Annotated in this window: 23 protein-coding genes, 1 pseudogene and 1 riboswitch; of the genes and pseudogenes, 12 read left to right on the top strand and 12 right to left on the bottom strand. The window is 70.7% G+C overall.

Annotation, left to right across the window (positions count from 1 at the left end):
• Window positions 1-45: 45 nt before the first annotated feature.
• The 3 genes from cydD to ABZ404_RS17985 form a co-directional block, all read right to left on the bottom strand.
• A complete protein-coding gene (gene cydD / locus ABZ404_RS17975; RefSeq protein WP_358831813.1) occupies window positions 46-3,567 on the bottom strand; it encodes a thiol reductant ABC exporter subunit CydD in 3,522 nt (1,173 codons plus the stop codon).
• Between the two features lie 76 nt (window positions 3,568-3,643).
• Window positions 3,644-4,645: a cytochrome d ubiquinol oxidase subunit II gene (cydB, locus tag ABZ404_RS17980; RefSeq protein WP_358831812.1), complete on the bottom strand. Its 1,002-nt coding sequence runs from the start codon at window positions 4,643-4,645 to the stop codon at window positions 3,644-3,646.
• Between the two features lie 18 nt (window positions 4,646-4,663).
• Window positions 4,664-6,172, bottom strand: coding sequence for a cytochrome ubiquinol oxidase subunit I (locus ABZ404_RS17985; RefSeq protein ID WP_358831811.1), 1,509 nt, complete (start codon window positions 6,170-6,172; stop codon window positions 4,664-4,666).
• Between the two features lie 232 nt (window positions 6,173-6,404).
• Between ABZ404_RS17985 and ABZ404_RS17990 the strand changes: the two are divergent.
• Window positions 6,405-6,764, top strand: a pseudogene (locus ABZ404_RS17990) (cyclophilin-like fold protein); the annotation flags it as partial.
• A gap of 107 nt (window positions 6,765-6,871) precedes the next feature.
• On the opposite strand, the gene hisC reads toward ABZ404_RS17990, so the two are convergent.
• The gene (hisC, locus tag ABZ404_RS17995) at window positions 6,872-7,951 is read right to left on the bottom strand and encodes a histidinol-phosphate transaminase (protein ID WP_358831810.1); all 1,080 of its coding nucleotides are present in this window, start codon (window positions 7,949-7,951) and stop codon (window positions 6,872-6,874) included.
• 403 nt (window positions 7,952-8,354) lie between these two features.
• Here hisC and ABZ404_RS18000 point away from each other — a divergent pair, with 403 nt between their 5' ends.
• From ABZ404_RS18000 to ABZ404_RS18010, 3 genes are all read left to right on the top strand, one after another.
• A complete protein-coding gene (locus tag ABZ404_RS18000) occupies window positions 8,355-9,533 on the top strand; it encodes a LacI family DNA-binding transcriptional regulator (protein WP_358831809.1) in 1,179 nt (392 codons plus the stop codon).
• Between the two features lie 175 nt (window positions 9,534-9,708).
• The gene (locus ABZ404_RS18005) at window positions 9,709-10,854 is read left to right on the top strand and encodes a metallophosphoesterase (protein WP_358831808.1); all 1,146 of its coding nucleotides are present in this window, start codon (window positions 9,709-9,711) and stop codon (window positions 10,852-10,854) included.
• Window positions 10,855-11,027: 173 nt separating this feature from the next.
• Window positions 11,028-11,873, top strand: a complete 846-nt coding sequence (locus ABZ404_RS18010; protein WP_358831807.1) for a hypothetical protein — start codon at window positions 11,028-11,030, stop codon at window positions 11,871-11,873.
• Between the two features lie 201 nt (window positions 11,874-12,074).
• Here the strand turns inward: ABZ404_RS18010 and thiC are convergent, their stop codons facing one another.
• Window positions 12,075-13,853 (bottom strand): phosphomethylpyrimidine synthase ThiC, encoded by a 1,779-nt coding sequence (gene thiC, locus ABZ404_RS18015; RefSeq protein WP_358831806.1) that lies wholly within the window; start codon window positions 13,851-13,853, stop codon window positions 12,075-12,077.
• A riboswitch (TPP riboswitch) is annotated at window positions 13,846-13,980 on the bottom strand. Its footprint overlaps the gene before it by 8 nt.
• 71 nt (window positions 13,981-14,051) lie before the next feature.
• Here thiC and ABZ404_RS18020 point away from each other — a divergent pair.
• A complete protein-coding gene (locus ABZ404_RS18020; protein ID WP_358831805.1) occupies window positions 14,052-15,377 on the top strand; it encodes a YibE/F family protein in 1,326 nt (441 codons plus the stop codon).
• A 24-nt stretch (window positions 15,378-15,401) separates the two neighbouring features.
• Here the strand turns inward: ABZ404_RS18020 and ABZ404_RS18025 are convergent, their stop codons facing one another.
• The 4 genes from ABZ404_RS18025 to ABZ404_RS18040 all read right to left on the bottom strand — a co-directional run bounded on the left by ABZ404_RS18025 (window position 15,402) and on the right by ABZ404_RS18040 (window position 17,582).
• Window positions 15,402-15,836: an SsgA family sporulation/cell division regulator gene (locus ABZ404_RS18025; RefSeq protein ID WP_358831804.1), complete on the bottom strand. Its 435-nt coding sequence runs from the start codon at window positions 15,834-15,836 to the stop codon at window positions 15,402-15,404.
• Between the two features lie 98 nt (window positions 15,837-15,934).
• Complete coding sequence (locus ABZ404_RS18030) at window positions 15,935-16,705, bottom strand: helix-turn-helix domain-containing protein (protein ID WP_358831803.1); 771 nt, start codon at window positions 16,703-16,705, stop codon at window positions 15,935-15,937.
• Window positions 16,706-16,893: 188 nt separating this feature from the next.
• Window positions 16,894-17,112 (bottom strand): DUF5326 family protein, encoded by a 219-nt coding sequence (locus tag ABZ404_RS18035; protein ID WP_358831802.1) that lies wholly within the window; start codon window positions 17,110-17,112, stop codon window positions 16,894-16,896.
• Between the two features lie 152 nt (window positions 17,113-17,264).
• On the bottom strand, window positions 17,265-17,582 hold the full coding sequence (locus tag ABZ404_RS18040; protein WP_358831829.1) for a cupin domain-containing protein: 318 nt from the start codon (window positions 17,580-17,582) through the stop codon (window positions 17,265-17,267).
• A 49-nt stretch (window positions 17,583-17,631) separates the two neighbouring features.
• On the opposite strand from ABZ404_RS18040, the gene ABZ404_RS18045 reads away from it, so the two are divergent.
• The 4 genes from ABZ404_RS18045 (at window position 17,632) to ABZ404_RS18060 (ending at window position 20,779) form a co-directional block, all read left to right on the top strand.
• Window positions 17,632-18,012, top strand: coding sequence for a phage holin family protein (locus ABZ404_RS18045; protein ID WP_358831801.1), 381 nt, complete (start codon window positions 17,632-17,634; stop codon window positions 18,010-18,012).
• 11 nt (window positions 18,013-18,023) lie between these two features.
• Complete coding sequence (locus tag ABZ404_RS18050) at window positions 18,024-19,172, top strand: cystathionine gamma-lyase (protein WP_358831800.1); 1,149 nt, start codon at window positions 18,024-18,026, stop codon at window positions 19,170-19,172.
• Between the two features lie 187 nt (window positions 19,173-19,359).
• Window positions 19,360-20,256, top strand: coding sequence for a LysR family transcriptional regulator (locus tag ABZ404_RS18055; protein WP_358831799.1), 897 nt, complete (start codon window positions 19,360-19,362; stop codon window positions 20,254-20,256).
• 40 nt (window positions 20,257-20,296) lie between these two features.
• Window positions 20,297-20,779: an NUDIX hydrolase gene (locus ABZ404_RS18060; protein WP_358831798.1), complete on the top strand. Its 483-nt coding sequence runs from the start codon at window positions 20,297-20,299 to the stop codon at window positions 20,777-20,779.
• A gap of 23 nt (window positions 20,780-20,802) precedes the next feature.
• Here the strand turns inward: ABZ404_RS18060 and ABZ404_RS18065 are convergent, their stop codons facing one another.
• The gene (locus ABZ404_RS18065) at window positions 20,803-21,948 is read right to left on the bottom strand and encodes a globin domain-containing protein (RefSeq protein ID WP_358831797.1); all 1,146 of its coding nucleotides are present in this window, start codon (window positions 21,946-21,948) and stop codon (window positions 20,803-20,805) included.
• A 367-nt stretch (window positions 21,949-22,315) separates the two neighbouring features.
• On the opposite strand from ABZ404_RS18065, the gene ABZ404_RS18070 reads away from it, so the two are divergent.
• Entirely contained in the window at window positions 22,316-23,170 is an 855-nt protein-coding gene (locus ABZ404_RS18070; protein WP_358831828.1) for a GNAT family N-acetyltransferase, read from the top strand.
• 64 nt (window positions 23,171-23,234) lie between these two features.
• Here the strand turns inward: ABZ404_RS18070 and ABZ404_RS18075 are convergent, their stop codons facing one another.
• Window positions 23,235-23,657 (bottom strand): heme-binding protein, encoded by a 423-nt coding sequence (locus tag ABZ404_RS18075; RefSeq protein ID WP_358831796.1) that lies wholly within the window; start codon window positions 23,655-23,657, stop codon window positions 23,235-23,237.
• 65 nt (window positions 23,658-23,722) lie between these two features.
• Entirely contained in the window at window positions 23,723-24,934 is a 1,212-nt protein-coding gene (locus tag ABZ404_RS18080; RefSeq protein ID WP_358831795.1) for an MFS transporter, read from the bottom strand.
• Between the two features lie 141 nt (window positions 24,935-25,075).
• Between ABZ404_RS18080 and ABZ404_RS18085 the strand changes: the two genes are divergently transcribed.
• Window positions 25,076-25,564 (top strand): MarR family transcriptional regulator, encoded by a 489-nt coding sequence (locus ABZ404_RS18085; protein WP_358831794.1) that lies wholly within the window; start codon window positions 25,076-25,078, stop codon window positions 25,562-25,564.
• A 10-nt stretch (window positions 25,565-25,574) separates the two neighbouring features.
• Window positions 25,575-26,027, top strand: a complete 453-nt coding sequence (locus tag ABZ404_RS18090; RefSeq protein ID WP_358831793.1) for a GNAT family N-acetyltransferase — start codon at window positions 25,575-25,577, stop codon at window positions 26,025-26,027.
• Window positions 26,028-26,065 lie beyond the last annotated feature (38 nt).

A 26,065-nucleotide genomic window follows, 5' to 3' on the forward strand; every position in this document is an offset into this window, starting at 1 on the left:
AAAGTCGGTCCTGGCGGGACGGGGCACGGATCCGTGTACGGAATCTCAGGCCGGGCGGGCCTCCTGGAGGAGGTCGCCGGCGCGCTCACGCTCCAGCATCCGCCGCAGCTCCCCGTCGACCAGGGCGAGTGCGTCGTACGGGCCGCGCTGCACCACCCGGCCCTCGGAGAGGACCACGACCTCGTCCACGGCGTCGAGGCCGCGCAGCCGGTGGGTGATCAGCACCGTGGTGCGGCCCTCGGTCGCCCGCAGCAGATCCGCCGTGAGCGCGTCGGCCGTCGCCAGGTCCAGGTGCTCGGCGGGCTCGTCCAGGACGAGCACCGGGAAGTCGGCCAGGAGCGCACGGGCCAGCGCGAGCCGCTGGCGCTGACCGCCCGAGAGGCGGGCGCCGTGCTCCCCGACGAGTGTGTCGAGGCCGTCGGGCAGAGAGTCCACCCAGTCGAGCAGCCGGGCCGCCGCCAGGGCGTCGCGCATCGCGTCCTCGTCCGCGCCGGTACGGGCGAGGCGCAGGTTCTCGCGTACGGAGCTGTCGAAGATGTGCGCGTCCTGGGCGCAGAGGCCGACCAGCCGACGGACGTCGTCGCCCGCGAGCGCCGAGGCGTCCGTCCCGCCGATCCGGTACGTGCCCTCGCGCGCGTCCAGGAAGCGCAGCAGCACCTGGGCGAGGGTGGTCTTGCCGGACCCGGAGGAGCCGACGACGGCGACCCGCCTGCCCGGGGTGAGCGTCAGCGTGAAGCCGCTCAGCGCGTCCCGGGCCTGTCCTTCGTGGCGGGCGGCCAGTGCCCGCACCTCCAGGGGGAAGGGTGAGGCGGGTGCGGTGGCCGGGCGCTCCGGCTCCCGTACCGGCACGGGGGCGTCCAGCACCTCGTACACCCGCTCCGCGCTCCGCCGGACCCTCTGGCGCGCCTGTACGGCCAGTGGCAGCCCGCTGACGGCCTCGAAGGCGGCCAGCGGCACCAGGACCACGACGGCGAGCCGCACCCCGTCCAGCCGTCCGGCGGCGACCGCCTGCACCCCGACGAGAGCGGCGGCCACCACGGTCAGTCCGCAGGTCAGCGCGGAGAGACCGCCACCCAGCGCGGTGGCGGCAGCGGTCCTCGACGCGATCCGGGTGAGCACCGAGTCGGCGTCCTTCACCTCCCGCGTACGGCGCCCGAGCGCGCCGGCCACCGTCAACTCCCCGGTCCCGGTGAGCAGATCGGCCACGCGCGTGGCCAGGAGGCCCCGCGCGGAGGCGAGTTGGCGCTCGGCGCGGCGTGCGCAGGCGCCGCTGACCATCGGCACGGCCACTCCGGCGACCAGCAGTCCGATCGCGAGCACCAGCCCGGCCTCGGGCAGCAGCCAGGCGGTGAACCCGGCGCCGGCAACGGAGACCACCGCGGCCACGGCGGCGGGCAGTGCCCAGCGCAGCCAGTAGTCCTGGAGTTCGTCCACATCGGACACCAGCCGGGACAGCAGATCGCCGCGCCGGGCGGAGCGCAGCCCCGCCGGGGCGATCCGCTCCAGGCCCCGGTACACCGCGACGCGCACCTCGGCGAGCATCCGCAGGACCGCGTCGTGCGAGACCAGCCGCTCGGCGTAGCGGAACACCGCGCGCCCGATGCCGAACGCCCGGGTCGCCGTCACGGCCACCATCAGATACAGCACCGGCGGCTGCTCGGAGGCGCGCGAGATGAGCCACCCGGACACGCCCATCAGGCCGACGGCCGACCCGAGGGCCAGGGCGCCCAGCACCAGCGCCAGGACGAGCCGCCCGCGCAGCCCCCCGGCGGCCGCGCGCACCCGCGCGAGCACGTCCCGGGAGGCGGCCGGGGCCGAGGAACCGGGGACGGGAGTCTCAGCAGCCGGGCCGGGGACGTCGATACGGGGGGCCGTAGCGGCCGCGTCACCCCGTCCGTCCGCCGCGTCCCGTGCCACCGCTCCACCGCCCGGGCGGGGCCGCAGTTCCACCACGCTGTCCGCGAGCGCGAGGAGGGCCGGGCGGTGGACCACCAGCAGCACGGTGCGGCCCGCCGACAGCCTCCGTACCGCGTCGACGATGCCCGCCTCGGTCTCACCGTCCAGCGCGGCCGTGGGCTCGTCGAGCAGCAGCACCGGCCGGTCCGCGAGGAACGCCCGGGCCAGTGCCAGCCGCTGGCGCTGGCCGGCCGAGAGGCCCGCGCCGCCCTCGCCGAGTTCGGTGGCCGGGCCGTCGGGCAGCGCGGTGACGAACTCCAGCGCGCCCGCGTCCCGCAGGGCGTCCCGTACCGCCGCGTCGTCCGCGTCCGGTCGTGCGAGGCGTACGTTCTCCGCGATCGTCCCGGCGAAGAGATGCGGCCGCTGCGGCACCCAGGCGACCCGCTCGCGCCATTGCTCCAGCGACAGCGCGTCCAGATCGGTGCCGGAGATCCGGATCCGCCCCTCGTCCGGTGCCACGAACCCCAGTACCGCGCCGAGGAGGGTCGACTTCCCGACCCCGCTCGGCCCGGTCAGCGCCACCGTCCTGCCCGGCTCCACCGTCAGGGTGGCAGCGGCCAACGACGGCTCACCGCGCCCCGGGTGGCGGACCGTCACCCCGTCCACCTCGATCCGGACCGGGCCGGGCGGCACCGCTCCCGTCCCGCCCTCGGGCACCGGCGTCTCCAGGACCGCGAAGATCTCCTCTGCCGCGGCCAGCCCCTCGGCCGCCGCGTGGTACTGCGCGCCCACCTGCCGCAGCGGCAGATACGCCTCGGGGGCGAGGACCAGGATCACCAGCCCGGTGTAGAGGTCCATATCGCCGTGGACGAGGCGCATGCCGATGCCGACGGCCACCAGCGCCACCGATAGCGTCGCGAGGAGTTCCAGGGCGAACGACGACAGGAACGCGAGCCGCAGGGTCTTCAGCGTGGCCAGGCGGTACTCGGAGGTGATCTTCCGGATCGACTCGGCCTGCGCCTTGGCGCGGCCGAACACCTTCAGCGTCGGCAGCCCGGCGACCACGTCCAGGAAGTGCCCCGAGAGCCGGGAGAGGAGCCGCCACTGGCGGTCCGTCCGGGCCTGGGTCGCCCAGCCGATGAGCGCCATGAAGAGCGGGATGAGCGGCAGGGTGACGACGATGGTGGCCGCCGACACCCAGTCCTCGGTGACGATCCTGGCCAGCACCGCCACGGGCACCACGACGGCGAGCCCCAACTGCGGCAGATAGCGCGCGAAGTAGTCGTCGAGCGCGTCCACCCCGCGCGTGGCGAGCGCGACCAGCGAACCGGTCCGCTGCCCGCTCAGCCACTCCGGCCCCAGCCGCGCGGCCCGCTCCAGCAGCCGTCCGCGCAGTTCCGACTTGACCGCCGCGCTGGCCCGGTGGGCCGCGAGTTCGGTGAGCCAGGACACCAGCCCCCGTCCGACCGCCACCGCCCCGAGCAGCAGCAGGGGCGTCCGCAGCCCCCCGGCGCCGAGGCCGTCCTGGAACGCCCCCACCACGATCTCGGCGATGAGCATCGCCTGGGCGATGACCAGGCCCGCGCCGACCAGGCCGAGAGCGACCACGGCAGCGAGGAAGCGACGGGTGGCCCGGGCGTAGCGGAACAGTCGCGGGTCGATCGGTTTCACGTGAAACATCCCCTCGCAGGGTCAGGGGGCCGGGGGAGAGGGTGTGTTTCACGTGAAACACACCCTCCGTGCGGGCTCAGTGCGCGTCGGCGATGTGCTGGGTGCCGATCCGCTTGCGGAAGACCCAGTACGTCCAGCTCTGGTAGAGCAGCACCACCGGAGTGGCGATGCCCGCGCACCAGGTCATGATCTTCAGCGTGTAGGGACTGGACGAGGCGTTGGAGACCGTGAGGCTCCACTCGTCGTGCAGCGACGACGGCATGACGTTCGGGAAGAGCGTCAGGAAGAGCATCGCCACGGCCGCCGCGATCGTGATCCCGGACAGGGCGAACGACCAGCCCTCGCGGCCCGCCCGGATCGCCGCGATCGCCCCGAGCAGGGCCACGACCGCGATCACCATCGCGACCAGGCTCTTGGCGTCACCGCGCGATGCCTGCGTCCAGACCAGGAAGGCGAGCGCCAGTACGGCGGTGACCAGGCCCAGCTTCAGTGCCAGCGCCCGCGACCGCTCGCGGATCTCTCCGACGGTCTTCAGCGAGGTGAAGACCGAACCGTGGAATGTGAACAGGAACAGCGTCACCAGACCGCCGAGAATCGAGTACCCGTTGAGCAGGTCCCAGAAGGTGCCCACGTACTCCTTGTGCGCGTCGATCTTCACCCCGCGCACGATGTTGCCGAAGGCCACGCCCCACAGGAACGCCGGGACGAGGGAGGTCCAGAAGATGGCCTCCTCCCAGTTGCGCTGCCACTTCTCCTCGGGCCGCTTCGCCCGGTACTCGAAGCCCACACCGCGCACGATCAGACAGACCAGGATGATCAGCAGCGGCAGATAGAAGCCCGAGAAGAGCGTGGCGTACCACTCGGGGAAGGCCGCGAAGGTCGCGCCGCCGGCGGTGAGCAGCCAGACCTCGTTGCCGTCCCAGACCGGTCCGATCGTGTTGATCAGGACCCGCTTCTCGGCACGGTCACGGGCCAGCAGCTTGGTGAGGACGCCGACTCCGAAGTCGAAGCCCTCCAGGAAGAAGTAGCCGGTCCACAGGACGGCGATGAGTACGAACCAGACGTCGTGGAGTTCCATGCCTCTGTCTCCTCAGCCTCAGTACGAGAAGGCCATCGGCCGGTCGGGGTCGCGGTCGTCCCCGCCGATCCTGGTGGGCGGGTTGAGGTCGGACTCGGTGAGCTCGGGCGGTCCGGCCTTGACGTACTTCACGAGCAGCCGCACCTCGATCACCGCGAGCACGGCGTAGAGCAGGGTGAAGACGATCATCGAGGTGAGGACCTCGCCCTGGGAGACACCGGGGGAGACGGCGTCCCTGGTGCGCAGCACGCCGTAGACGACCCAGGGCTGGCGGCCCATCTCGGTGAAGATCCAGCCCCAGGAGTTGGCGATCAGCGGGAAGCCGAGGGTCCAGATGGCGATGAGCCAGTACCAGCCGGTCAGCCGGGTGCCGAGCGCCTTGTTCCGGAAGAGGACCAGACGCGGGACCTCGTCGTCACCGGTCCGCAGGCCGGGTGCCAGCAGGAACTTCCTGCGCGTGAGCCAGAGGCCGACGGCGCCGATGGCGAAGGACGCCATCCCGAAGCCGATCATCCAGCGGAAGCCCCAGAAGGTGACGGGGATGTTGGGCCGGTAGTCGCCGGGCCCGTACTTCTGCTGCTCCTGCTTGTTCACGTCGTTGATGCCGGGGACGTACGAGGAGAAGTTGTTGTCGGCGAGGAAGGAGAGTACGCCGGGGACCGAGATCTCGACGCTGTTGTGCCCCTTGGCCACGTCTCCGTAGGCGAATATCGAAAAGGGCGCCGACTTCTCCCCGTCCCAGAGCGCCTCGGCCGCGGCCATCTTCATGGGCTGCTGCTTGAACATGACCTTGCCGAGCTGGTCGCCGCTGACGGCCGTGAGCAGTCCGCCCACCACCAGCGTCACCAGGCCGAGCCGCAGCGAGGTGCGCATCACCGGGATGTGCTTCTTGCGGCGGAGGTGGATGGCGGAGACACCGACCATGAACGCGCCACCGGTGAGGAACGCCGCGGTGAGCGTGTGGAAGACGACGACCAGGGTGGTGTCCTGCGTCAGCACGTGCCAGAAGTCGGTGAGCTCCGCGCGCCCGGTGGCCTTGTTGATCCGGTAGCCGACCGGGTGCTGCATCCAGGAGTTGGCGGCCAGGATGAAGTACGAGGAGAGGATGGTGCCGATCGAGACCATCCAGATGCAGGCGAGGTGGATCCTCTTCGGCAGCTTGTCCCAGCCGAAGATCCACAGCCCGATGAAGGTCGACTCGAAGAAGAAGGCGATGAGCGCCTCGAAGGCGAGGGGGGCGCCGAAGATGTCACCCACGAAGCGCGAGTAGTCGGACCAGTTCATGCCGAACTGGAACTCCTGGACGATGCCGGTGACGACACCCATCGCGATGTTGATCAGGAAGAGCTTGCCCCAGAACTTCGTCGCCCTGAGGTACTTCTCGTTCTCGGTTCGCACCCACGCGGTCTGCAGCCCCGCGGTGAGCGCGGCGAGCGAGATCGTGAGCGGGACGAAGAGGAAGTGGTAGACGGTGGTGATGCCGAACTGCCATCGCGCCAGTGTTTCCGGCGCCAGAGCCAGATTCACAACGTCATCTCCTTACATCGCCGTGATCACAGCGGCGCTTTGCCCCTCTGATCCCACCGATTACGGGACGAAGCGGGACGCGCTTGTGAACGCGTTCACATTCACAAGCATTATGTCGCACATGCTTCCGAGATCTTCAATCGGGGGGTACCCCTGTGCGGGCGGGGGCCGCGGCGACGCCTGGTGAGACGCCTCTTCCCGACGACTTCAACATCTTGTTGAATCTCAGCCCATGCGGATACGGATCTCATGGCCCGGCGGGCAGCTCACCGCCACCCTCGACGACACCCCCACGAGCGCGGCGCTCGCGGGGGCCCTCCCGATCGTCTCCACCGCCCGCACCTGGGGCGAGGAGGTCTACTTCGAGACCCCGCTCTCCCCCGCGCTGGAGGCCGGCGCGCGCGAGGTCGTCGAGCCGGGCACGGTCGCGTTCTGGACCGAGGGCGGCGCACTGGCGCTGCCGTACGGCCCGACGCCGGTCTCGCGCGGTGACGAATGCCGTCTGGCGAGCGCGTGCAACATCGTGGGCCGGCTCGACGGGGATCCCCGGCTGCTCGCGACGGTCCGCACCGGCGACCGCATCCGGGTGGACCACCTCCAGGACCCTGCACGGGACCCGGCCCAGGCCTCGGAGACCACCCGGACCGGATCCGCGGCGGGCGGCTCTCCCGGCGCCGCGGCCGGGCCCGCGCAGCAGTCCTAGTACGCCTTGCGGAAGCCCTCGGCGACCTTCAGGAAGAGGTCGTTGGCCTCGGTCTCGCCGATCGTGACCCGCACGCCCTCGCCCGCGAACGGGCGGACCACCACGCCCGCCGCCTCACAGGCCTGAGCGAACTCCACCGTCCGCTCACCGAGGCGCAACCAGACGAAGTTCGCCTGCGTCTCGGGCACGGTCCAGCCCTGGCCAATCAGGCCCTCGTATACCCGGGCGCGCTCACCGACCAGCGAGCCCACCCGGCCGAGCAGCTCGTCCTCGGCGCGCAGGGAGGCGACCGCCGCGTCCTGGGCGAGCTGGCTGACGCCGAAGGGGACGGCCGTCTTGCGCAGCGCCGCGGCCACCGGCTCATGGGCGACGGCGAAGCCGATCCGCAGTCCGGCGAGCCCGTACGCCTTGGAGAAGGTGCGCAGCACCGCCACGTTCGGACGGTCGCGGTAGATCTCCAGCCCGTCCGGCACCTCGACGTCGCGGACGAACTCCTTGTACGCCTCGTCCAGGACCACCAGCACGTCGGAGGGCACTCGGTCGAGGAATCGTTCCAGCTCCGCCCGGCGGACCGCGGTGCCGGTCGGGTTGTTCGGGTTGCAGACGAAGATCAGCCGGGTCCGGTCGGTCACCGCCTCGGCCATGGCGTCCAGGTCGTGGACATCGCCGGAGGTCAGCGGCACCTGGACGGACGTGGCTCCACTGATCTGGGTGATGATCGGGTACGCCTCGAAGGAGCGCCAGGCGTAGATGACCTCGTCACCGGGGCCGGAGGTGGCCTGGAGCAGCTGCTGGGCGACCCCGACCGAGCCGGTGCCGGTGGCGAGGTGCGTGAGCGGCACGCCGAAGCGGTCGGCCAGCTCGTTCATCAGAGCGGTGCACGCCATGTCGGGGTAGCGGTTGAAGCTCCCGGCGGCGGCGACGGCGCTCTCCATCACACCCGGCAGCGGCGGGTACGGGTTCTCGTTGGAGGACAGCTTGTACGCGACCGGACCGCCGGCGGCCGCGGGCCTGCCCGGCTTGTAGGTGGGGATGCCGTCCAGCTCGGCGCGCAGCTTGGGGCTCGTCTCGCTCACCGCAGGTCCTCCTCGACCGGTCCGTCCGTACGAATACTGCTCACCCTATGAGGATTCGGCGCCCCTGCGAAGAGCCGTGGGCATCCTCCCGCTGCCGGCGGGCGCCTCCACCGAACCCGGGGAAACGTGAGCACGTGGGAGGGGGAGCGCTCCCTGGCGAAGCCGTGCGCCGGTGGCTCGCGCCGTGGCGCGCATCCCTCGTGCAGGTGAGTTGAGACCTCTTCGAAACATCGGGCATTCGCCAGCCGCCCACCGGTCGACAACCGCCACCAGAACGCCACCACCTCCAACTTCCATGCAAACCAAGGCCATTAGCCCCTAATGATCATGCAGAAACGTGCCTGTCAACGCGTGCATATGCACCCGGGCCAACTGTCTCCCCTCGCCCTACTATCGGCTCGCCATGACAGCAGCAGGGAAGCACCAGGTGAGCCGGTCGACCGGTCGCCGGCTGGGGCGGGCGGGCATTCGGGACGTGGCCGCCGCCGCCGGTGTCTCCATCACGACCGTCTCCGACGCGCTCAACGGCAAGGGCCGGCTCCCCGACGCCACCCGCCGCCACGTCCGCGAGGTCGCAGACCGGCTGGGCTACCGCCCATCCGCAGCGGCCCGCACGCTCCGTACCGGAAAGTCGGGCCTCATCGGCCTGACCGTGACGACGTACGGGGATGAACCTTTCACCTTCACCGAGTTCGCCTATTTCGCCGAGATGGCGAGGGCAGCGACATCCGCCGCACTCGCGCGCGGGTACGCCCTCGTCATCCTGCCCGCCACCTCACGCCGCAGCCCCGCGGACGTCTGGTCGAACGTCGCTCTCGACGGCACCGTCGTGATCGACCCCTCCGACCAGGACCCCGTGGTCACCGAACTGGTCCGCCAGGGCCTTCCGGTGGTCTCCGACGGCCGTCCGGCGGGTTCGCTGCCGGTGACCGCCTGGGTCGACAACGACCACGAGGCCGCCGTCCTCGAACTGCTCGACCATCTCGCCGACGCCGGCGCCCGCCGGATCGGCCTCCTCACCGGCACCACCACCGACACCTATACCCGGCTCTCCACCGAGGCGTATCTGCGCTGGTGCGAGCGGGTCGGGCAGGACCCGGTCTACGAGTCCTACCCCGCCCACGATCCCTGCGCGGGCGCCGTCGCGGCCGACCGGCTGCTCGCCCGCCCGGACCGGCCCGACGCCGTGTACGGACTGTTCGACCCCAACGGCACCGATCTGCTGGCGGCCGCCCGCAGATACGGACTGCGGGTGCCCGAGGACCTGCTGCTCGTCTGCTGCAGCGAGTCCACCGTGTACGCGACCACCGAACCGCCCATCACCACCCTCTCGCTCAAACCGCGGCGCATCGGCACGGCCGTGGTCCAACTGCTCATCGACGCCATCGAAGGCATTGACCACGGTCACCCGATCGAGCAGGTGATACCGACCGAACTCATCGTCCGTACGTCGTCGCAGCGCCGGTCGCCGCGGACGACGGTCAGTCCCCCGCGCTCCCCCGTCGCGGAACCCCGCAGGGGACTCAACCAGGACCCCAACGTGCCCGACAGGAGCCCCGACAGTGATGCGGACAAGGACTAGACCAACACATTGGGGACATAACCACCGGTGAACCAGTGCCGCGCCGGGATTCACCACCCCTGGTGCGTCACACAGCACGAGCCGCATTCCTATGATGGGCGCACGACACCACGGATCCCCGCCCGACCAGGGGGGTCCCACGGTGTACGGCGGCGCGACGGTGGTGGAGGGGTCGATGACTCAGGGGGCCGGTCAGGGACCCGAGCGGACGGAGACGTTGCGTGACTTCCGGGTGCCTCCGTACGCGCAGGCTCCCGCGCAGTCCGCGCCGGTCCCCCCGCCGCCCCCACCCGTGGAGTTGCCTCCACCACCACACCCTCCTGTGCCCGTGAACCCGGCGGAGACGTACCCTGCGGAGATCCACCCGGGGAACGCCTTTCCGGACGACGAGCCGCCCGAGGGCTACACGCCGACGGCACGCGACCTCCCGGTGATCAACCGGGGGGACACCGTGCAGGTCCGGGTGGAGAGCGACCCCGCTCCGGCTCCCCGGCCGGACGGCCTCGGCCCGCTCTTCGTCGTGGGCGACGTCCACGGCTACCTCGACGAACTCCTGGCCGCCCTGCGCGAACAGGGGCTGATCGACGTCGACGGCAACTGGGCCGCCGGCAACGCCCGCCTCTGGTTCCTCGGCGACTTCACCGACCGCGGTCCCGACGGCATCGGCGTCATCGACCTGGTGATGCGGTTGTCCGCCGAGGCCGCGGCCGCCGGCGGCTACTGCAAGGCCCTCATGGGCAACCACGAACTGCTGCTCATCGGCGCCAAGCGCTTCGGCGACACCCCGGTCAACTCCGGTGCGGGTACGGCCACGTTCCAGGCCGCCTGGCTGCTCAACGGCGGCCAGAAGGCCGACATGGACCGCCTCCAGGACGTCCACCTGCAGTGGATGTCCCGCCTCGACGCGATCGAGGAGGAGGACGGGCATCTGCTGATGCACTCCGACACCACCGCGTATCTGGACTACGGCGACTCCATCGAAGCCGTGAACGACACCGTGCACGCGCTGCTCACCCGCAACGACGCCGACGAGTGCTGGGACCTGTTCCGCAAGTTCACCAAGCGCTTCGCCTTCCGGGACGAGGACGGCCCGCAGGCCGCACGCGAGCTGCTCTCGGCGTACGGCGGACAGCGGGTGGTCCACGGACACAGTCCGATCCCCTACCTCCTGGGCGAAGTGGGCACCGAGGACGGCGAGGAAGACTCCCGTCCGGTCGTGGAAGGTCCGCATGTGTACGCCGACGGTCTCGCCATCGCGATGGACGGCGGGGTGACCATGGCCGGAAAACTGCTGGTCGTGCGGTTGCCTCTGCATGACTGACGTCGGAATCGGGAAAACACCGGCTCGTGCGGTCGCGAGGTGATTTCGGAAACACCCTGTCACCCCGTGCCGTAACCGCTCTACCATCGGCTTATCCGTAGCAGGCTCTCCTCCGTTTCCGCCCGATTGCCCGTTCATCAGGCGGGCTTTCCGGCCCTACGGAGCATCGGGGGATGCACATGAACAGCGCTCCGCACCTGCTGACCGAGGACCGCCCGGAGTTCGAGCGGATCCTCGACGACGCACTGCGCGCCGCGCCCGACCGGCCTGAGCTGGCCGGCGTGGGAGTACGGCTCAACACCGAGCAGTTGCGCACCATGGTGCTCAACGCCGGTGCTCTCGTCTCGGCTGCCGCGGCGGCCGAGTACGACCACTACGTCAGGGCGCGGGAGGAGCTGCGCGCGCCCTCCACCCCGGCGCTCACCTCGGAACGCGGTTCGGTGATGACGCCTCCGGTGGTCGACAGCCCGGATTCCACCTCGGGGGCGGGCGTCGGCGCGGTCGTCGCGGTGCTGGCGCCGGTCCTCGCCGGGACCGCCGCCGCGATCTTCCTGCTGGTGGGTTACATCCTCAAGATGCTCGACCCGCAGCCCGCGTTCGCCGACACTTTACTGACCGCTGGATGGTTCTTCGGCGCCCTCACCGCCGCCGCGATACTGGCCGCCGCGGTCAGCCTCCTGACCACCGCGATCCGCAACGGTGCCACCCAGGTCATCGCCGACCCCGAGGAGGGCGAGGTGGGCGACGAGCGAGCCCAGGAGGTGTCCCGGGCCCGCGAGGCATGGCGGCACGCCCTGGTGGAGCGGGGCATCTACCCGTTCCTGCGCGAGGCCCTGGCCGACCCCGGCACGGGTCCGGGCGCGTCGACGCGCCGCACCACGGGCCGGATACCCACGCTCGGCTACGGCCGGCCCGACTTCGACAGCCCGAGCGATCCGTCCACGGGGACCCGGCCCAGTTTCACCAGCCCGGACTTCACCAGTCCCGACTTCGGGGGCCCCGAACACCAGCCGGAGTAGGCGACTTCGCGATGCGGTGTTTCACGTGAAACCAACGGGACTTCGGCGCCCCGTTCGTTTCACGTGAAACCACGGCCGCGGGCGACTCCCGGGTCACACGGAGGGCTGTGGCCGCACGACAGCGCCACCGCACGCATGTTTCACGTGAAACACAGCTCCCGGACGGGTCCGTGTTTCACGTGAAACGTCGGGCTGGGTACGTCAGTCAGCGATCGGCAGATACACGCGGTTGCCCGCCGCCGCGAACTCCGCGGACTTCTCCGCCATTCCGGCCTCGATGTCCCCCGCCGCCAGATCGCCGCCGTGCTCGCGCCGGATGTCCTGCGAGATCTTCATCGAGCAGAACTTCGGCCCGCACATCGAGCAGAAGTGCGCGGTCTTCGCCGGCTCGGCGGGCAGCGTCTCGTCGTGGAACTCCCGCGCCGTGTCCGGGTCGAGAGCCAGGTTGAACTGGTCTTCCCAGCGGAACTCGAAGCGGGCGTCGGAGAGCGCGTCGTCCCAGTCCTGCGCGCCCGGGTGCCCCTTGGCGAGGTCGGCCGCGTGGGCCGCGATCTTGTAGGTGATGACGCCCGTCTTCACGTCGTCGCGGTTGGGCAGGCCCAGGTGCTCCTTGGGCGTGACGTAGCAGAGCATCGCGGTGCCCCACCAGGCGATCATCGCGGCACCGATGCCCGAGGTGATGTGGTCGTACGCGGGGGCGACGTCCGTGGTCAGCGGGCCCAGCGTGTAGAACGGCGCCTCTTCGCAGATCTCCTGCTGGAGGTCGATGTTCTCCTTGATCTTGTGCATCGGGACGTGGCCCGGGCCCTCGATCATCGTCTGGACGTTGTGGCGCTTGGCGATCGTGTTGAGCTCACCGAGGGTGCGCAGCTCGGCGAACTGCGCCTCGTCGTTGGCGTCCGCGATGGAGCCCGGACGCAGACCGTCGCCCAGGGAGTACGTGACGTCGTACGCCGCGAGGATCTCGCAGAGCTCCTCGAAGTTCTCGTACAGGAACGACTCCTTGTGGTGCGCCAGGCACCACGCCGCCATGATCGAGCCGCCGCGCGAGACGATGCCGGTCTTGCGGCGGGCGGTGAGGGGGACGTACCGCAGGAGCACACCGGCGTGGACCGTCATGTAGTCGACGCCCTGCTCGGCCTGCTCGATGACCGTGTCCTTGTAGATCTCCCAGGTCAGCTCCTCGGCGCGGCCGTCGACCTTCTCCAGCGCCTGATAGAGCGGCACCGTGCCGATGGGAACGGGGGAGTTGCGCAGCACCCACTCACGGGTGGTGTGGATGTTGCGGCCGGTGGAGAGGTCCATGACGGTGTCGGCGCCCCAGCGGGTGGCCCAGGTCATCTTGTCCACCTCCTCCTCGATGGAGGAGGTCACGGCGGAGTTGCCGATGTTGGCGTTGACCTTCACCAGGAATCGCTTGCCGATGATCATCGGCTCGATCTCGGGGTGGTTGACGTTGGCGGGGAGCACCGCCCGCCCGGCCGCGATCTCCTCGCGGACGACCTCGGGGGAGACGTTCTCGCGGATCGCGACGTACTCCATCTCCGGGGTGATCTCGCCCCTGCGGGCGTAGGCGAGCTGGGTGACGGCCTGACCGCCGCGGCCCCGGCGCGGCTGGCGCGGGCGGCCGGGGAACACCGCGTCGAGGTTCTTCAGGCCGCCGCGCGGGGAGGTGTGCTTGAGGCCGTCGTCCTCGGGGCGGACGGGCCGGCCCGCGTACTCCTCGGTGTCGCCGCGCGCGATGATCCAGTTCTCGCGGAGCGGGGCGAGGCCGCGGCGGACGTCCGTCTCGATGTTCGGGTCGGTGTACGGCCCGGACGTGTCATACAGCGTGACGTCCTTGCCGTTGGTGAGGTGCACCTGGCGCACCGGCACGCGGAGGTCGGGGCGCGAGCCCTCGACGTAACCCTTGTGCCAGCCGATGGACTTCCCAGCCTCGTTCTGGTTCGAGGCAGGCGTGCGTGCGTCCTGAATGGTCATGAGACCTACTCCCTACGCCGGCATTACCCGGTAACAGGTTCGGCGGTCGGCGCAGCCGCTTCCGTACGGTTCGTACGGCTTTCAGCGCCCTCTCAGCCCGGTGCTCCGAGCTCCCGCGTGTGCAAAGGTGCCACCACGCTAGCGTCATCCCCAGCGCGCTGAACAGAGGGGCCCCGCCGTTGTTGCGATGATCGGGCGGTGACGTCAGCAGAGCAGCACCCCGAAGGCTCCCACGGCCACCCGCCCGGTCAGGGCCATGGGCACACGCACAGCCACGGTCCCGCGACGCCCGTCTCCCAGCATCTGCGCAAGGTGATCGCCGCCGTGCTGATCCCGTTCTCGATCGCGGTGCTCGTGGGCCTGGCGGTGCTGTGGCCCGGTGGTACCCCCGCCCATCAGCGCACCGGAGTCGGCTTCGACCGCCAGACACAACAGGCCAAGGTCGTCGCCCTCCAGAAGCTCGACTGCCGGTCGGTCAACGCGGGTCAGGCCCCGCCGCCCGGCGACGCCTCGCCCTCCGGTGGCCGACGCGCCCGGCAGGGCCAGTGCGCCAAGGCGACCATCGAGGTCACCAGCGGCAAGGAGAAGGGCCGTACCTTCACCGAGATCGTGCAGCCGGACGCCCCGCGCCAACTCCACAAGGGGCAGGGCGTGATCGTCGCGTACGCCCCCGACGCCCCGCACGACCTCCAGTACTCGGTGACCGATGTGAACCGGCGGTTCCCGATGGCGCTGCTGGCGGGCATCTTCGCGCTCGTCGTGGTGGCCGTCGGCCGGCTGCGCGGGGTGATGGCGCTCGTCGCGCTGATCGTCTCGTTCGCCGTGCTGACGCTGTTCATCCTCCCGGCGATCCTCCAGGGCTCCAATCCGCTGCTGGTCGCGGTGGTCGGGTCGAGCGCGATCATGCTGATCGCGCTGTACATGTGCCACGGCCTCTCGGCGCGTACCTCGGTCGCCGTGCTCGGCACGCTGGTCTCGCTCGTCCTGATCGGGCTGCTGGGGTCGCTCTTCATCGGCTGGGCCTCGCTGACGGGCAACACCGACGACAACACCGGCCTGATCCACGGGCTCTATCCGGACATCGACATGTCGGGTCTGCTGCTGGCCGGCGTGATCATCGGCTCGCTCGGGGTGCTCGACGATGTCACGGTCACCCAGACGTCGGCGGTGTGGGAGCTGCACGAGGCCAACCCGGGCATGGGCCCGCGCGGGCTGTACAGGGCCGCCATCCGGATCGGGCGCGACCACATCGCGTCGGTGGTCAACACCCTGGTCCTGGCGTACGCGGGTGCGGCGCTGCCGCTGCTGCTGCTGTTCTCGATCGCGCAGAGCAGCGTGGGGACGGTGGCCAACAGTGAACTGGTCGCGGAGGAGATCGTCCGGACGCTGGTGGGCTCGATCGGTCTGGTGGCGTCGGTTCCGGTGACGACCGCCCTCGCGGCGCTGGTGGTCTCCGCCGACCGTCCGGCCGCGGCCACCCGGGGAGCGGGGCGGGGCGGCCGGGGCCGACGGCGAAAGAAGTAGGCCCGGGCGTCAAATGCGGGGAGCTCAGCCCGCGTTCTGCTCCTCGGCCAGGATCCGTCCCAGCGCCTCGTCCAGATGCCCGTCGAAGTCGCCGAGTGCGCGCTCCTGTCCGAGCGGGACGAGTTTGTCGGTGCGGTCGAGGAAGGCCACCAGCGGACCGGCCCCGGCCCGGAAGCTCGCCTGTTCGCCGCCCACCTGGAGGCGGATGTGGACATCGCGGAGCTCCTCGGCCCTCGCGGGCGCGATGTGCACATCGCCGTCACCGGTGGGGCTGTTGATGCCGTCCAGCAGGAGTTCCCGCCCGAACGTCCACGTCACGGGTTCGTCGCCGGGGAGGTGGAAGGTCATACGGACCGCGTACGGATCGTCGGCGCGGTAGGTGAGTTCCACCGGGATCCTGAAGGAGAGCTCCTCGGAGACGAGGAAGCTCATCATGACCTCTGCCAGGACCTCACGCATCGTCTACCCCGCTGTAGCTGAAATGGCCAGTAATGACCGTCCTGGCCCTCGTGACGCCATCGTGCTGGAAGCACTACGAGATCACAAGGAGTGAGTTTTCAGATACTGATAGAGAACGCGAGGGAACTGAGCAGGCGACCCACTTCGCCGCGGAGCTGCTCGATGGCTGGAATGAGTCGTTCTTGCTGGTGAAGCGGTAGGGAGATGGCCATCGTGGCGGCCAGGGACCCCGCCGTGATGGGGATCGCGGCACAGACTGTGCCGAGGGCATACTCCTGTCTTTCGACCACCGGTTGCCTACGCTCCGTAGCCGCGAGGCGGTCCAGCAGGGCGCGTCGGTCCCGTACGGAGTAGGGCGTGATCGAGCGGACGGGGTGTCGGTCCAGGTGGTCCTCGCGGGCCTTCTCGTCCAGCTGGCCGAGCAGGCACTGGCCGATGGCGTGCGCGTGTCCCGTCTCGCGGAAGTCGGCCCACTCCTCCACGGCCGGGGCCGACGGCGTGTCGGCCACTCCGGCGATCTCGATCTCCCCCTCGCGGTAGACCGCGAAGTAGACCGGGACCCCGATGGCATCCCGCCACTCCGCCAGAGACCGGCTGATCTTGGTGCGACGATTCTGCTGGGCTCCGCCGCTCGCCAGCCGCTCGGCCGCCTCACCGAAGACGAACACACCGTTCTCCCGGCGCAGATAGCCCTCGTGGGTGAGGGTGCGCAGCAGGTGGTAGGCGGTGGGGAGCGGCAGCCCGGCCTCCCGGGCCAGCTGTTTGGCAGGAGCGCCGTCCGCATGGGCTCCCACGGCCTCCAGCAGGCGCAGCGCCCGCTGGACCGAACCGATCAGGGTAGGGACACCGGCGTTCGCAGCCGTGGCCACAGGTCACCCCCAGGCGTGCTGACGGGCAAGGAGCCCGCCCGAGGCAGCAGAGGTTTTCACCTTAACGGCCGCCTCCGGCGCCATGAGGGGTTTGGCTTCGACGTCCCTCAGCCGGGCTAATCCCGTGACGTTCTGTACGAGTGCCGTGCCGTCGCGGGACCGCACCCGTCCCGCACGCGCGCCGCCTTCTACCAGTCGCCGCGCGAGGACGTGGAGGACATGAACCGCCGGACGACGTAGATGAGACCGCCGACCAGGGCCACGAAGACCAGGACCTTGAAGAGCAGTGAGAACAGGAAGCCGACCACGCTGGCGATCAGACCGCCGAACACGACCAGGGCGATGACGGGCACGGCGACCCACTTCACCCACCAGGGCATCCCCGCGAATATCTCCCGTGCCGCCATCGTCCGTACCTCTTCCGTGCTCGTGAATCTCCTGGAGTCTCGGGCCGCTGCCTCCGACACTCTCGATGCTAGGGGCGCGGGGGTGCCGAACGGGGCCGTCGCAGCCCTTGCTCTCCCCTGACCGGACCCCTAGGGAGACCCGGGGTCGGCCCTCAGCTCTCAGGCGGAGAGAACACGACCAGGACCCGCAGGTCCTCGGCGATGTGGTGGAACCGGTGGGCGACTCCGGCCGGCACGTAGACGACGCTGCCCCGCGCCACCTCGGTGGTCTCCAGGCCGACCGTGACGGACGCCCGGCCGCTCACCACGAAGTAGATCTCGTCCTGGGCATGCGGCTTCTGCGGGTCCTGGTCGCCCGCGTCCAGCGCGTAGAGCCCTGCCGACATGTTCCTCTCCCGCAGAAACTGCAGGTACGCGCCGTCGTTCGCGGCGCGCTCCGCCTCGAGTTCGTCAAGCCGGAAATGCTTCATCGCGTCCGCCCCTGCACTGGTACCGATCATGTCTGCCACGATCAGACACATGAAGAATTTCGTAGTCAAGACGCTCGCCAACGCGGCGGCCCTGGCCGTGGCCATCTGGCTACTGCACGACATCACCCTCACCGGGGACAGCACCGGCAAGAAGGCGCTGACGCTGATCCTGGTCGCCCTGCTCTTCGGCGTGGTGAACTTCGTCGTCAAGCCGGTGGTGAAGCTCCTTTCCCTCCCGCTGTTCATCCTCACGCTCGGCCTGTTCACCCTTGTGGTCAACGCGCTGATGCTGCTGCTCACCTCGTGGCTGGCCGGGAAGCTCGACCTCAGCTTCCACGTCGAGGGCTTCTGGACCGCTCTCCTGGGCGGCCTGATCATCTCGATCGTGTCCTGGGCCCTGCACATCGCCCTGCCGGACGACGAGGACTGAGGGGAACGCGGATGACCTCCGGGGTGAACCCTCCCCAGGCGCCGGGGGACGGCACCAGAGCGGTACGGGCCGGGCTCCCGGACCCCGTGGCGTACGAACCGTCGCTGCCGGGACCGGTGTTCGCCGCGCACTTCCACCTGCCGGGCGAGGCCGTGGGCCCCTACACCTACGGCCGCGACACCAATCCGACGTGGACCCATCTGGAGCGCGCCCTCGCGGAGCTGGAGTCCCCCGACGTGCCCGCCGAGGCCATCGTCTTCGCCTCCGGCATGGCCGCGATCTCGGCGGTGCTGCTCTCCCACGCGCGCGTGGGCGACGCCGTGGTCCTGCCGGACGACGGCTACCAGGCGCTGCCCCTGGTGCGCGAGCAGCTCGCGGCGTACGGGGTCGAGGTGCGCGGCGCGCCGACCGCCGGTGACGCCCAGCTCGGTGTCCTGGACGGGGCCGCGCTCCTGTGGATCGAGACGCCCTCCAATCCGGGCCTGGACGTCTGCGACATCCGGCGCCTGGCACGGGCCGCCCACGACACGGGCGCGCTGGTCGCGGTCGACAACACGCTGGCGACCCCGCTCGGCCAGCGCCCGCTGGAACTCGGCGCGGACTTCGCGGTGGCCAGCGGCACCAAGGGCCTCACCGGCCACGGCGATCTGCTGCTCGGCTACGTGGTCTGCCGGGACCCGGAGCTCGCGGCGCGCGTCCGCGGATGGCGCAAGGTCGTCGGGGCGATCCCCGGCCCGATGGAGGCCTGGCTGGCGCACCGCTCGCTGGCCACGCTCCAGCTGCGCGCGGACCGGCAGTCGGCGAACGCGCTGGCCGTCGCCGAGGCGCTGTCGCGGCGCCCCGAGGTGAGCGGGGTGCGCCACCCCGGGCTGCCGTCCGACCCCGCGCACCGGCAGGCGGCCGCGCAGATGCGCCGCTTCGGCTGTGTCGTCTCCTTCGACCTGCCCGACCGCGCCCACGCGGAGCGGTTCCTGGCGGCGCTGCGGCTGGTGGACGACGCCACGAGCTTCGGCGGGGTGCGCTCCACGGCCGAGCGGCGCGGGCGCTGGGGCGGTGACAAGGTCGCGGAGGGCTTCATCCGCTTCTCGGCCGGGGCCGAGGACACCGCGGACCTCGTGGCGGACGTAGGGCGGGCGCTGGACGAGGCCGCCGGGGCATGAGGCGGGCGGTCCGAGCCTCCCCCCTCGTGGTTCGGACCGCCCTCGGTTCCTGGCCAAGAACCGTGTGACCAAGGCTAGTTGACTCTGTGTCAGTGTCCAATCACGGTAGCGACAGAGACCTATCGACATATTTATAGTTGTGTCCGGCGGGGGATGTCGTGAGGCGGTTCCGGACGGGAGGGCACGCATGGACCTCGCCCTGCTGCGGACGTTCGTCACGGTGCACCGCGCGGGCTCCTTCACCCGCGCCGCCGCCCTGCTCGGCCTCTCCCAGCCCGCCGTGACCAGCCAGATCCGCACCCTGGAGCGGCAGTTGGGGCGGCCGCTGTTCCTGCGCCAGGCGCGCGGAGTGACACCGACGACCGTCGGCGACGAGCTGGCCCAGCGGGCCGCCCCGCATCTGGACGCCCTGGTCGAGATAGCGGAGTCCGGCTCGTACGAGGAGTCGGGTGTACGCACCCTGCACCTCGCCGGGCCCCCCGAGTTCACCTCGCTGCGCGCTCTGCCCACCCTGACCTCGCTCATCCCGCAGGGGATCGCCCTGCGGGCCTCCTTCGGCAATGCCGAGGAGACCCTGGAGGGTCTGGCCGCGGGCCACCACGACCTGGCGATCGCCACCGCCCGGCCGCGCGGGCGGCTGCTCTGCGCGACCCCACTCTGCGACGAGGAGCACGTACTGGTCGCCGGGGTGCGCTGGGCCTCGCGGGTCGCGCCGGGGGCGCTGCGGCGCGGGGGCCCCGGCGTACTGGAGCACATTCCGGTGGTGGAGGTGCACGAGTCGCTCCCGTTCGTCTCGCGCTACTGGGCCGCGGTCTTCGACACCAAACCGGCGGCGGCGGGCACGGTGATCGCGCCCGATCTGCGGGCGGTCATGGAGACGGTGACCGCCGGTGCCGGCCTGGCCGTGCTGCCGCGCTACCTGTGCGAGGGGACGCTGGAGCGCGGGGAGCTCGTGGCCCTGCTCGACCCGCCGGTACCACCGCTGCGGACCTACTTCCTGGCGGTGCGCACCGGCACGCTGGCCCTGCCGCACATCGCGCGGTCGCGGGAGTGGCTGCTGCGCGCCGCGGTCGACTGGAGCTGAGTGAAGTTTCGGGGCCGCCGCCACGGGCCACATTCCTCCCATGACCGTCCGACCCGTGGTCAAGCGCACCGCACGAGCCGTCCTGCTGGACGGCGACGACCTGATCCTGATCAAGCGCACCAAGCCCGGCATGGATCCCTACTGGCTCACCCCCGGTGGCGGCGTCGAGCCGGAGGACTCCACCGTCGTCGAGGCCCTGCACCGCGAGGTGCACGAGGAACTCGGCGCGAAGATCACCGACGTGGTGCCCTGTTTCGTCGACACCGTCGAGCACATCGGCGCCGACGGCGGCGCGACCGGCGTGAAGGTGCAGCACTTCTTCGTCTGCCGGCTCGAATCCATGGACACAACACTGCGGCACGGCCCGGAGGTGGAGGAGCCCTGCGGGGAGTACGAGATCGTCCGGATCCCGTTCACCCGCGTCGGCATCGCCTCTGTCCACCTCGTGCCGCTGTCGCTGCGGCACTACCTGGACGGCAACATCGAGGGCGTCCGCGCGATGCACGCGCCCGACCTGGGCTGATCCCCCGCCGGGCGCGGCACGCCTCAGTGGTTCGCCTCGACCAGCTCCTCGACGGAGTCGTACCGGATGCGGTCCGAGGGGATCCCGATGTCCCGGAGCGTGGTGACCCCGCTGCGGATCATCCCCGGCGGGCCGGAGACATAGGCGTCGTACGACGTCCACGGCCCGTACTCACGCACCGCGTCCGGAAGCCGCCCGTCGGGTCCCCGGCCCGGGCCGCCCGAGACCACCGGCCGTACCGACAGCCAGGAGTGCGTCTGCTGGAGCCGCATCAGGGTGTCGATGTCGTAGAGGTCGTGGTTGCTGCGGGCTCCGTAGAAGACCTCGACGGGGCGCCGCTCGCCGTACCGGGCGACGTCCTCGACCAGCGCCTTGATGGGCGCTATGCCGGTGCCGCCACCGAGGCAGAGCAGGCCGTTGTCGGTGCTGTGGTCGACCACCATCGACCCGGCGGGCGGCCCCAGACGCAGGGTGTCCCCGGGACGCGCGCGATGGACCAGAGCGCCGGAGACCCAGCCCGCCGGAACCGCCTTGACGTGCAGCGACAGCAGTCCGTCGGTGCGGGGCGCGGAGGCCAGCGAGTAATGCCGCCAGATCCGCGGCCACCAGGGCGTCTCCAGCGTCGTGTACTGCCCGGCCAGGAAGGGGTACGGCTGGTCGGGGCGGAGGGTGACCACCGCGATGTCCGGGGTCCGCAGGTCGTGCGAGACGACCTCGGCGTACCACCAGGCCGGCTGGAGCTGCTCGTCCGCGTCCGCCGCGTCGATCATGATCTGCGACATCGTCGTGTACGCCCGGACCCAGGCGGCCTGGGCCGCCTCGTCCCAGGTGGTCCCGGCGTACCGGGCCAGCGCCCCGATCAGCGCCTCTCCGACGGCCGGGTAATGCTCGGGCCGGGTGCCGTACTTACGGTGGCCCCGGCCCAGCTGGCGAAGATATTCAGTGAGTGCGGCGGTGTTCTCCAGATGCTCGGCGGCCGTGAGCAGCGCCTTGAGCAACCGGTCCCGCTGGGCGTCCATCGCTGCCGGGAAGAGCGTGCGCAGCTCCGGGTCGCCTATGAAGAGCAGAGCGTAGAAGTACGACGTGACCTTGTCCGCTAAGGGTGCGATCTCCGCGAGAGTGCGGCGTATCAGCACAGCGTCGGTCGACGTGTTGGTCGGAGCGTTCATCCTTGTGTCTCGCCTCGAACCTCTGGCCGCAGTTGCCGACGTCCGGGAGTTCCGTCACTCCCGTACCGGAGCATGTCAGCTTCGCGGCGGGTACGGGGCCACATAGCAGGAATACCGGGTATCCGAACCGGCTTTCCCGTTAGGCTCGTGCGACCTGTGCCAGCGCGTAGGCCTCACGTAGGCCGCCTCCGGAGTAGGTGTGCGTGGCGGAGTCGTCGATGTTTCACGTGAAACCACGCACCTGCTCCCCGGTTCATGTTTCACGTGAAACATCCAGGACGAAGGCTGACAGAGCGTGGCCGAAAGCAACGTGCTGTATGCGCAAAACGGTGGACGGAGCATGGGTTCATCGGACAGCCTGATCTCCATGCCCTCACCGCTCGACGAGCTCCCGATCCGCCGCCTGACCATTGACGACCTCGTTTCCTGCGCCGACCTCTCCGAGAACCGGGGCTGGGCACGCGAGGAACACAAATGGGGACTGCTGCTCACCGCGGGAACCGGCTACGGCCTCGACGACCCGGACGGCAAAGGGCTGGTCACCGCGTGTGTGGTCACCTCGTACGAGGATCTCGCAGCCATCGGAATGGTCCTGGTGGCCGAGAAGTACGCACGGCAGGGCGTGGGGCGCCGCCTGATGCGGCACGTGCTGGGGGAGCTGGGCGACCGGCCGGTCACCCTGCACGCCACGGCGTCCGGACAACCACTCTACGAACAGCTGGGCTTCGAGACCACCGGCCGCGCCGAGATGGTCCGCGGCCACTTCCGCCCGTCGGGCCCCGCCCCCACCGTGGCGACCCGCCCGGCGACGGCGGAGGACCTGCCCGCGCTGCTGCGCCTGGACGCCGAGGTCTTCGGCCGCGACCGGACGCATGTGATCACCAGGCTGCCCGCCTTCGCGGACCAGCTGCGGGTCGCCGAGGACTCCGGGGGCCTCATCGGCTACGCGGCGCTCTGGCCGAACATGGAGACCCACGTCGTGGGCCCCCTGATCGCCCGTGACACCGAGACCGCGAAGGCGCTGGTGGCCTCCCTCGCCGCGGGGACGGACCGGCCGCTGCGCACCGATGTCGACGTACGCCACGAGGAACTGCTCAACTGGCTGAAGGCGAACGGGCTGGAACCGCTCCCCTTCTTCAACGCGGTCATGACCCGGGGCATCCCCGGCCTGCCCGGCGACTGGACCCGTCGCTTCGCCCCCCTGACGGTCGCCGCGGGCTGACGCACGTCCGCCGTACGGAGATAGGCGAGGGGCCTCTCCGTACGGCGATGGGGCCGGCAGGGCTTCAGACCAGCCGCTGGACGGCCTGCGTGGCGAAGCCGTGGTCCTGCTCGGGGGAACCGCCGCCCACACCGACGGCCCCGATCAGGCGGCCGTCACGGTGAACGGGGACGCCGCCCGCGATGAAGAGCAGCGGGCGGTCGAGCGCGGTCGGCAGGGTGTGGAAGAGCCCACCGGGCTGGACCGCGTCGACGAGGTCGGCGGTGGCCGTGCCGAGCTGGAGCGCGGTGTACGCCTTGCGGGTGCTGGTCTCGCCCGCGATCAGGACGGCGCGGTCGTCGCGGCGGAAGGCCAGCAGATGGCCGCCCGCGTCCAGGACGGTGACGGCGACGGTGGCCCCCGCCTCCTCGGCCGCGGCACGCGCCGCCTCCACGAGGGCTTCGGCGTCCTGGATGGTGAGCGGGGCTACGGCGGTGGTGGTGCTCATCGGGGGTGACTCCTTGGTGCGTGCGGTGGAGCGGCCGGCCGGGGGGCCGGTTGCCGCGGGGGTGGTCAGTGGTGCGCCGCGGTGGCGCGGGCCGGCTCGGGCGCGCTGCCCGTGACGATCCGGCCGCCGGTGCCCGTACGCCTCTCCAGGGCGCTGGAGACGAGGGCGAGGACGAGCGCCGAGGCGGCGAGCGCGGCGCCGACCCAGTTCGGGGCGGTGTAGCCGAGTCCGGCGGCGATCACGATCCCGCCGAGCCAGGCGGAGAGCGCGTTGCCGAGGTTGAAGGCGCCGATGTTCACGGCGGAGGCGAGGGTGGGCGCACCCGCGGCCTGGTCCAGGACCCGCTTCTGCAGCGGCGGTACGGTCGCGAAGCCGAGCGCGCCGATCAGGAAGACGGTGACGGCCGAGGCCGCCTTGTCGTGGGCCGTGAGGGTGAACAGGGCCAGCACGACGGCGAGGCCGCTCAGCGACGCGTAGAGCATCGGCATCAGGGCCCGGTCGGCGAACCGGCCGCCGATCAGGTTCCCGGCGACCATGCCGAGGCCGAAGAGGACGAGCAGCCAGGTGACGGAGCCGTCGGCGTAGCCGGTGACGTGGGTCATCATCGGGGTGATGTAGGTGATCGCGGCGAAGACGCCGCCGAAGCCGAGCACGGTCATCGCCATGGCGAGCAGGACATGGACGTTGCGGAACGCGGCGATCTCGTGGCGCAGCCGGACGCCCTCGGCCTTCGGCATGTCGGGGACGAGCTTGGCGACGCCCAGGAGGCCGACCACACCGAGCGCGGCCACGACGAAGAACGTGGTGCGCCAGCCGATCTGCTGGCCGACCAGGGTGCCCAGCGGGACACCGATGACGTTGGCGACGGTGAGACCGGTGAACATCATCGCGATGGCCCCGGCCTTCTTCTCGGGGGCTACGAGATCGGCAGCGACGACCGAGCCGATACCGAAGAACGCGCCGTGCGCGAGCGAGGCGACGATCCGCCCGGCCAGCATCAGCCCGAAGACGGGCGCGACGGCGGAGAGCACGTTGCCGACGATGAAGAAGCCCATCAGCAGCATCAGCATGCGCTTGCGGGAGATCCGGGTGCCCAGGACGGTCATCAGCGGGGCGCCGAGGACGACGCCCAGCGCGTAGCCGGTCACCAGGTAACCGGCCATGGGGATGGTCACGCCGTAGGTGTCGGCCACTTCCGGGAGCAGCCCCATGATCACGAATTCGGTGGTGCCGATACCGAACGCCCCGATGGCCAGGGCTAGGAGCGCGAGTGGCATGGGATGGTCAGCCTTCCAGGAGATTGCGCGAGCGCCTTACGAGCGTACACAATAATTGCAGACGCGGGTTAATTGCAATCGCGGGCTATTGCAGTCGTGGCCTATCCTGGTCTCAAGCCGCTCCGGACGGAGGACAGACGCATGACCGCGACGGACCCCGCACTCACCGCCCTCTCGCAGGGCTGGTGCGCCCTCTCGCTGCTGCACGGCAGGATCGAGGCCCATATCGAGCGGGCCCTGCAGTCGGGGCACGAGCTGAGCGTGCGCGAGTACTCGCTGCTGGACGTCCTCGGCCGCCAGCACAGCGGCCCGGGCGGTCATCTCCAGATGAAGCAGGTCGCCGACGCCGTCGTCCTCAGCCAGTCCGCCACCACCCGGCTGGTCACGCGCCTGGAGGACCGCGGCCTGCTGACCCGCTATCTCTGCGACACCGACCGGCGCGGGATCTACACGGACGTCACGGAGGCCGGCCAGGAGCTGCTCGCGGCGGCCCGGCCCACCAACGACCGCGCCCTGCGCGAGGCACTCGACGAGGCCGCGCGGAACCCGGAGCTCGCCCCCCTGGTCAGGGCCGTCGAGCAACTCCGCGTCCCCGCCCAGCCCTCCCCGGCGGAGCTTTCCCCGGCGTAGTCTCCGGGCCATGAGCGATCTTGAGATAAGGCCCGCGACGGCCCAGGACATCCCGGCGATCGTGGCGATGCTCGCCGACGACCCGCTGGGCGCCCAGCGGGAGTCGCCCGGCGACCTGACCCCGTACCTCGCCGCCTTCGAGCGGCTGGCCGGCGACCCCCATCAGCACCTGGTCGTGGCCGTCCGCGACGACCGGGTCGTCGGCACACTCCAGCTGACCGTCATTCCGGGCCTGTCCCGGCGCGGGGCCACCCGCTCCATCATCGAGGGCGTCCGCATCCACGCCGATGAGCGCGGCGGCGGCCTCGGCACCCGGCTCATCGAGTGGGCCGTCGAGCAATCGCAGCACTTGGGCTGCCAGTTGGTCCAGCTCACCTCGGATGCCACGCGGATCGACGCCCACCGCTTCTATGAGCGGCTGGGTTTCGAGGCGTCCCACCTGGGCTTCAAGAAAGCCCTCTGACCCCCGGGGACGCTGGGCCGGTCGCCCCGGGGGCCGTG

It is taken from the genome of Streptomyces sp. NPDC005878 (genome assembly GCF_040629815.1).
GTDB lineage: Bacteria > Actinomycetota > Actinomycetes > Streptomycetales > Streptomycetaceae > Streptomyces.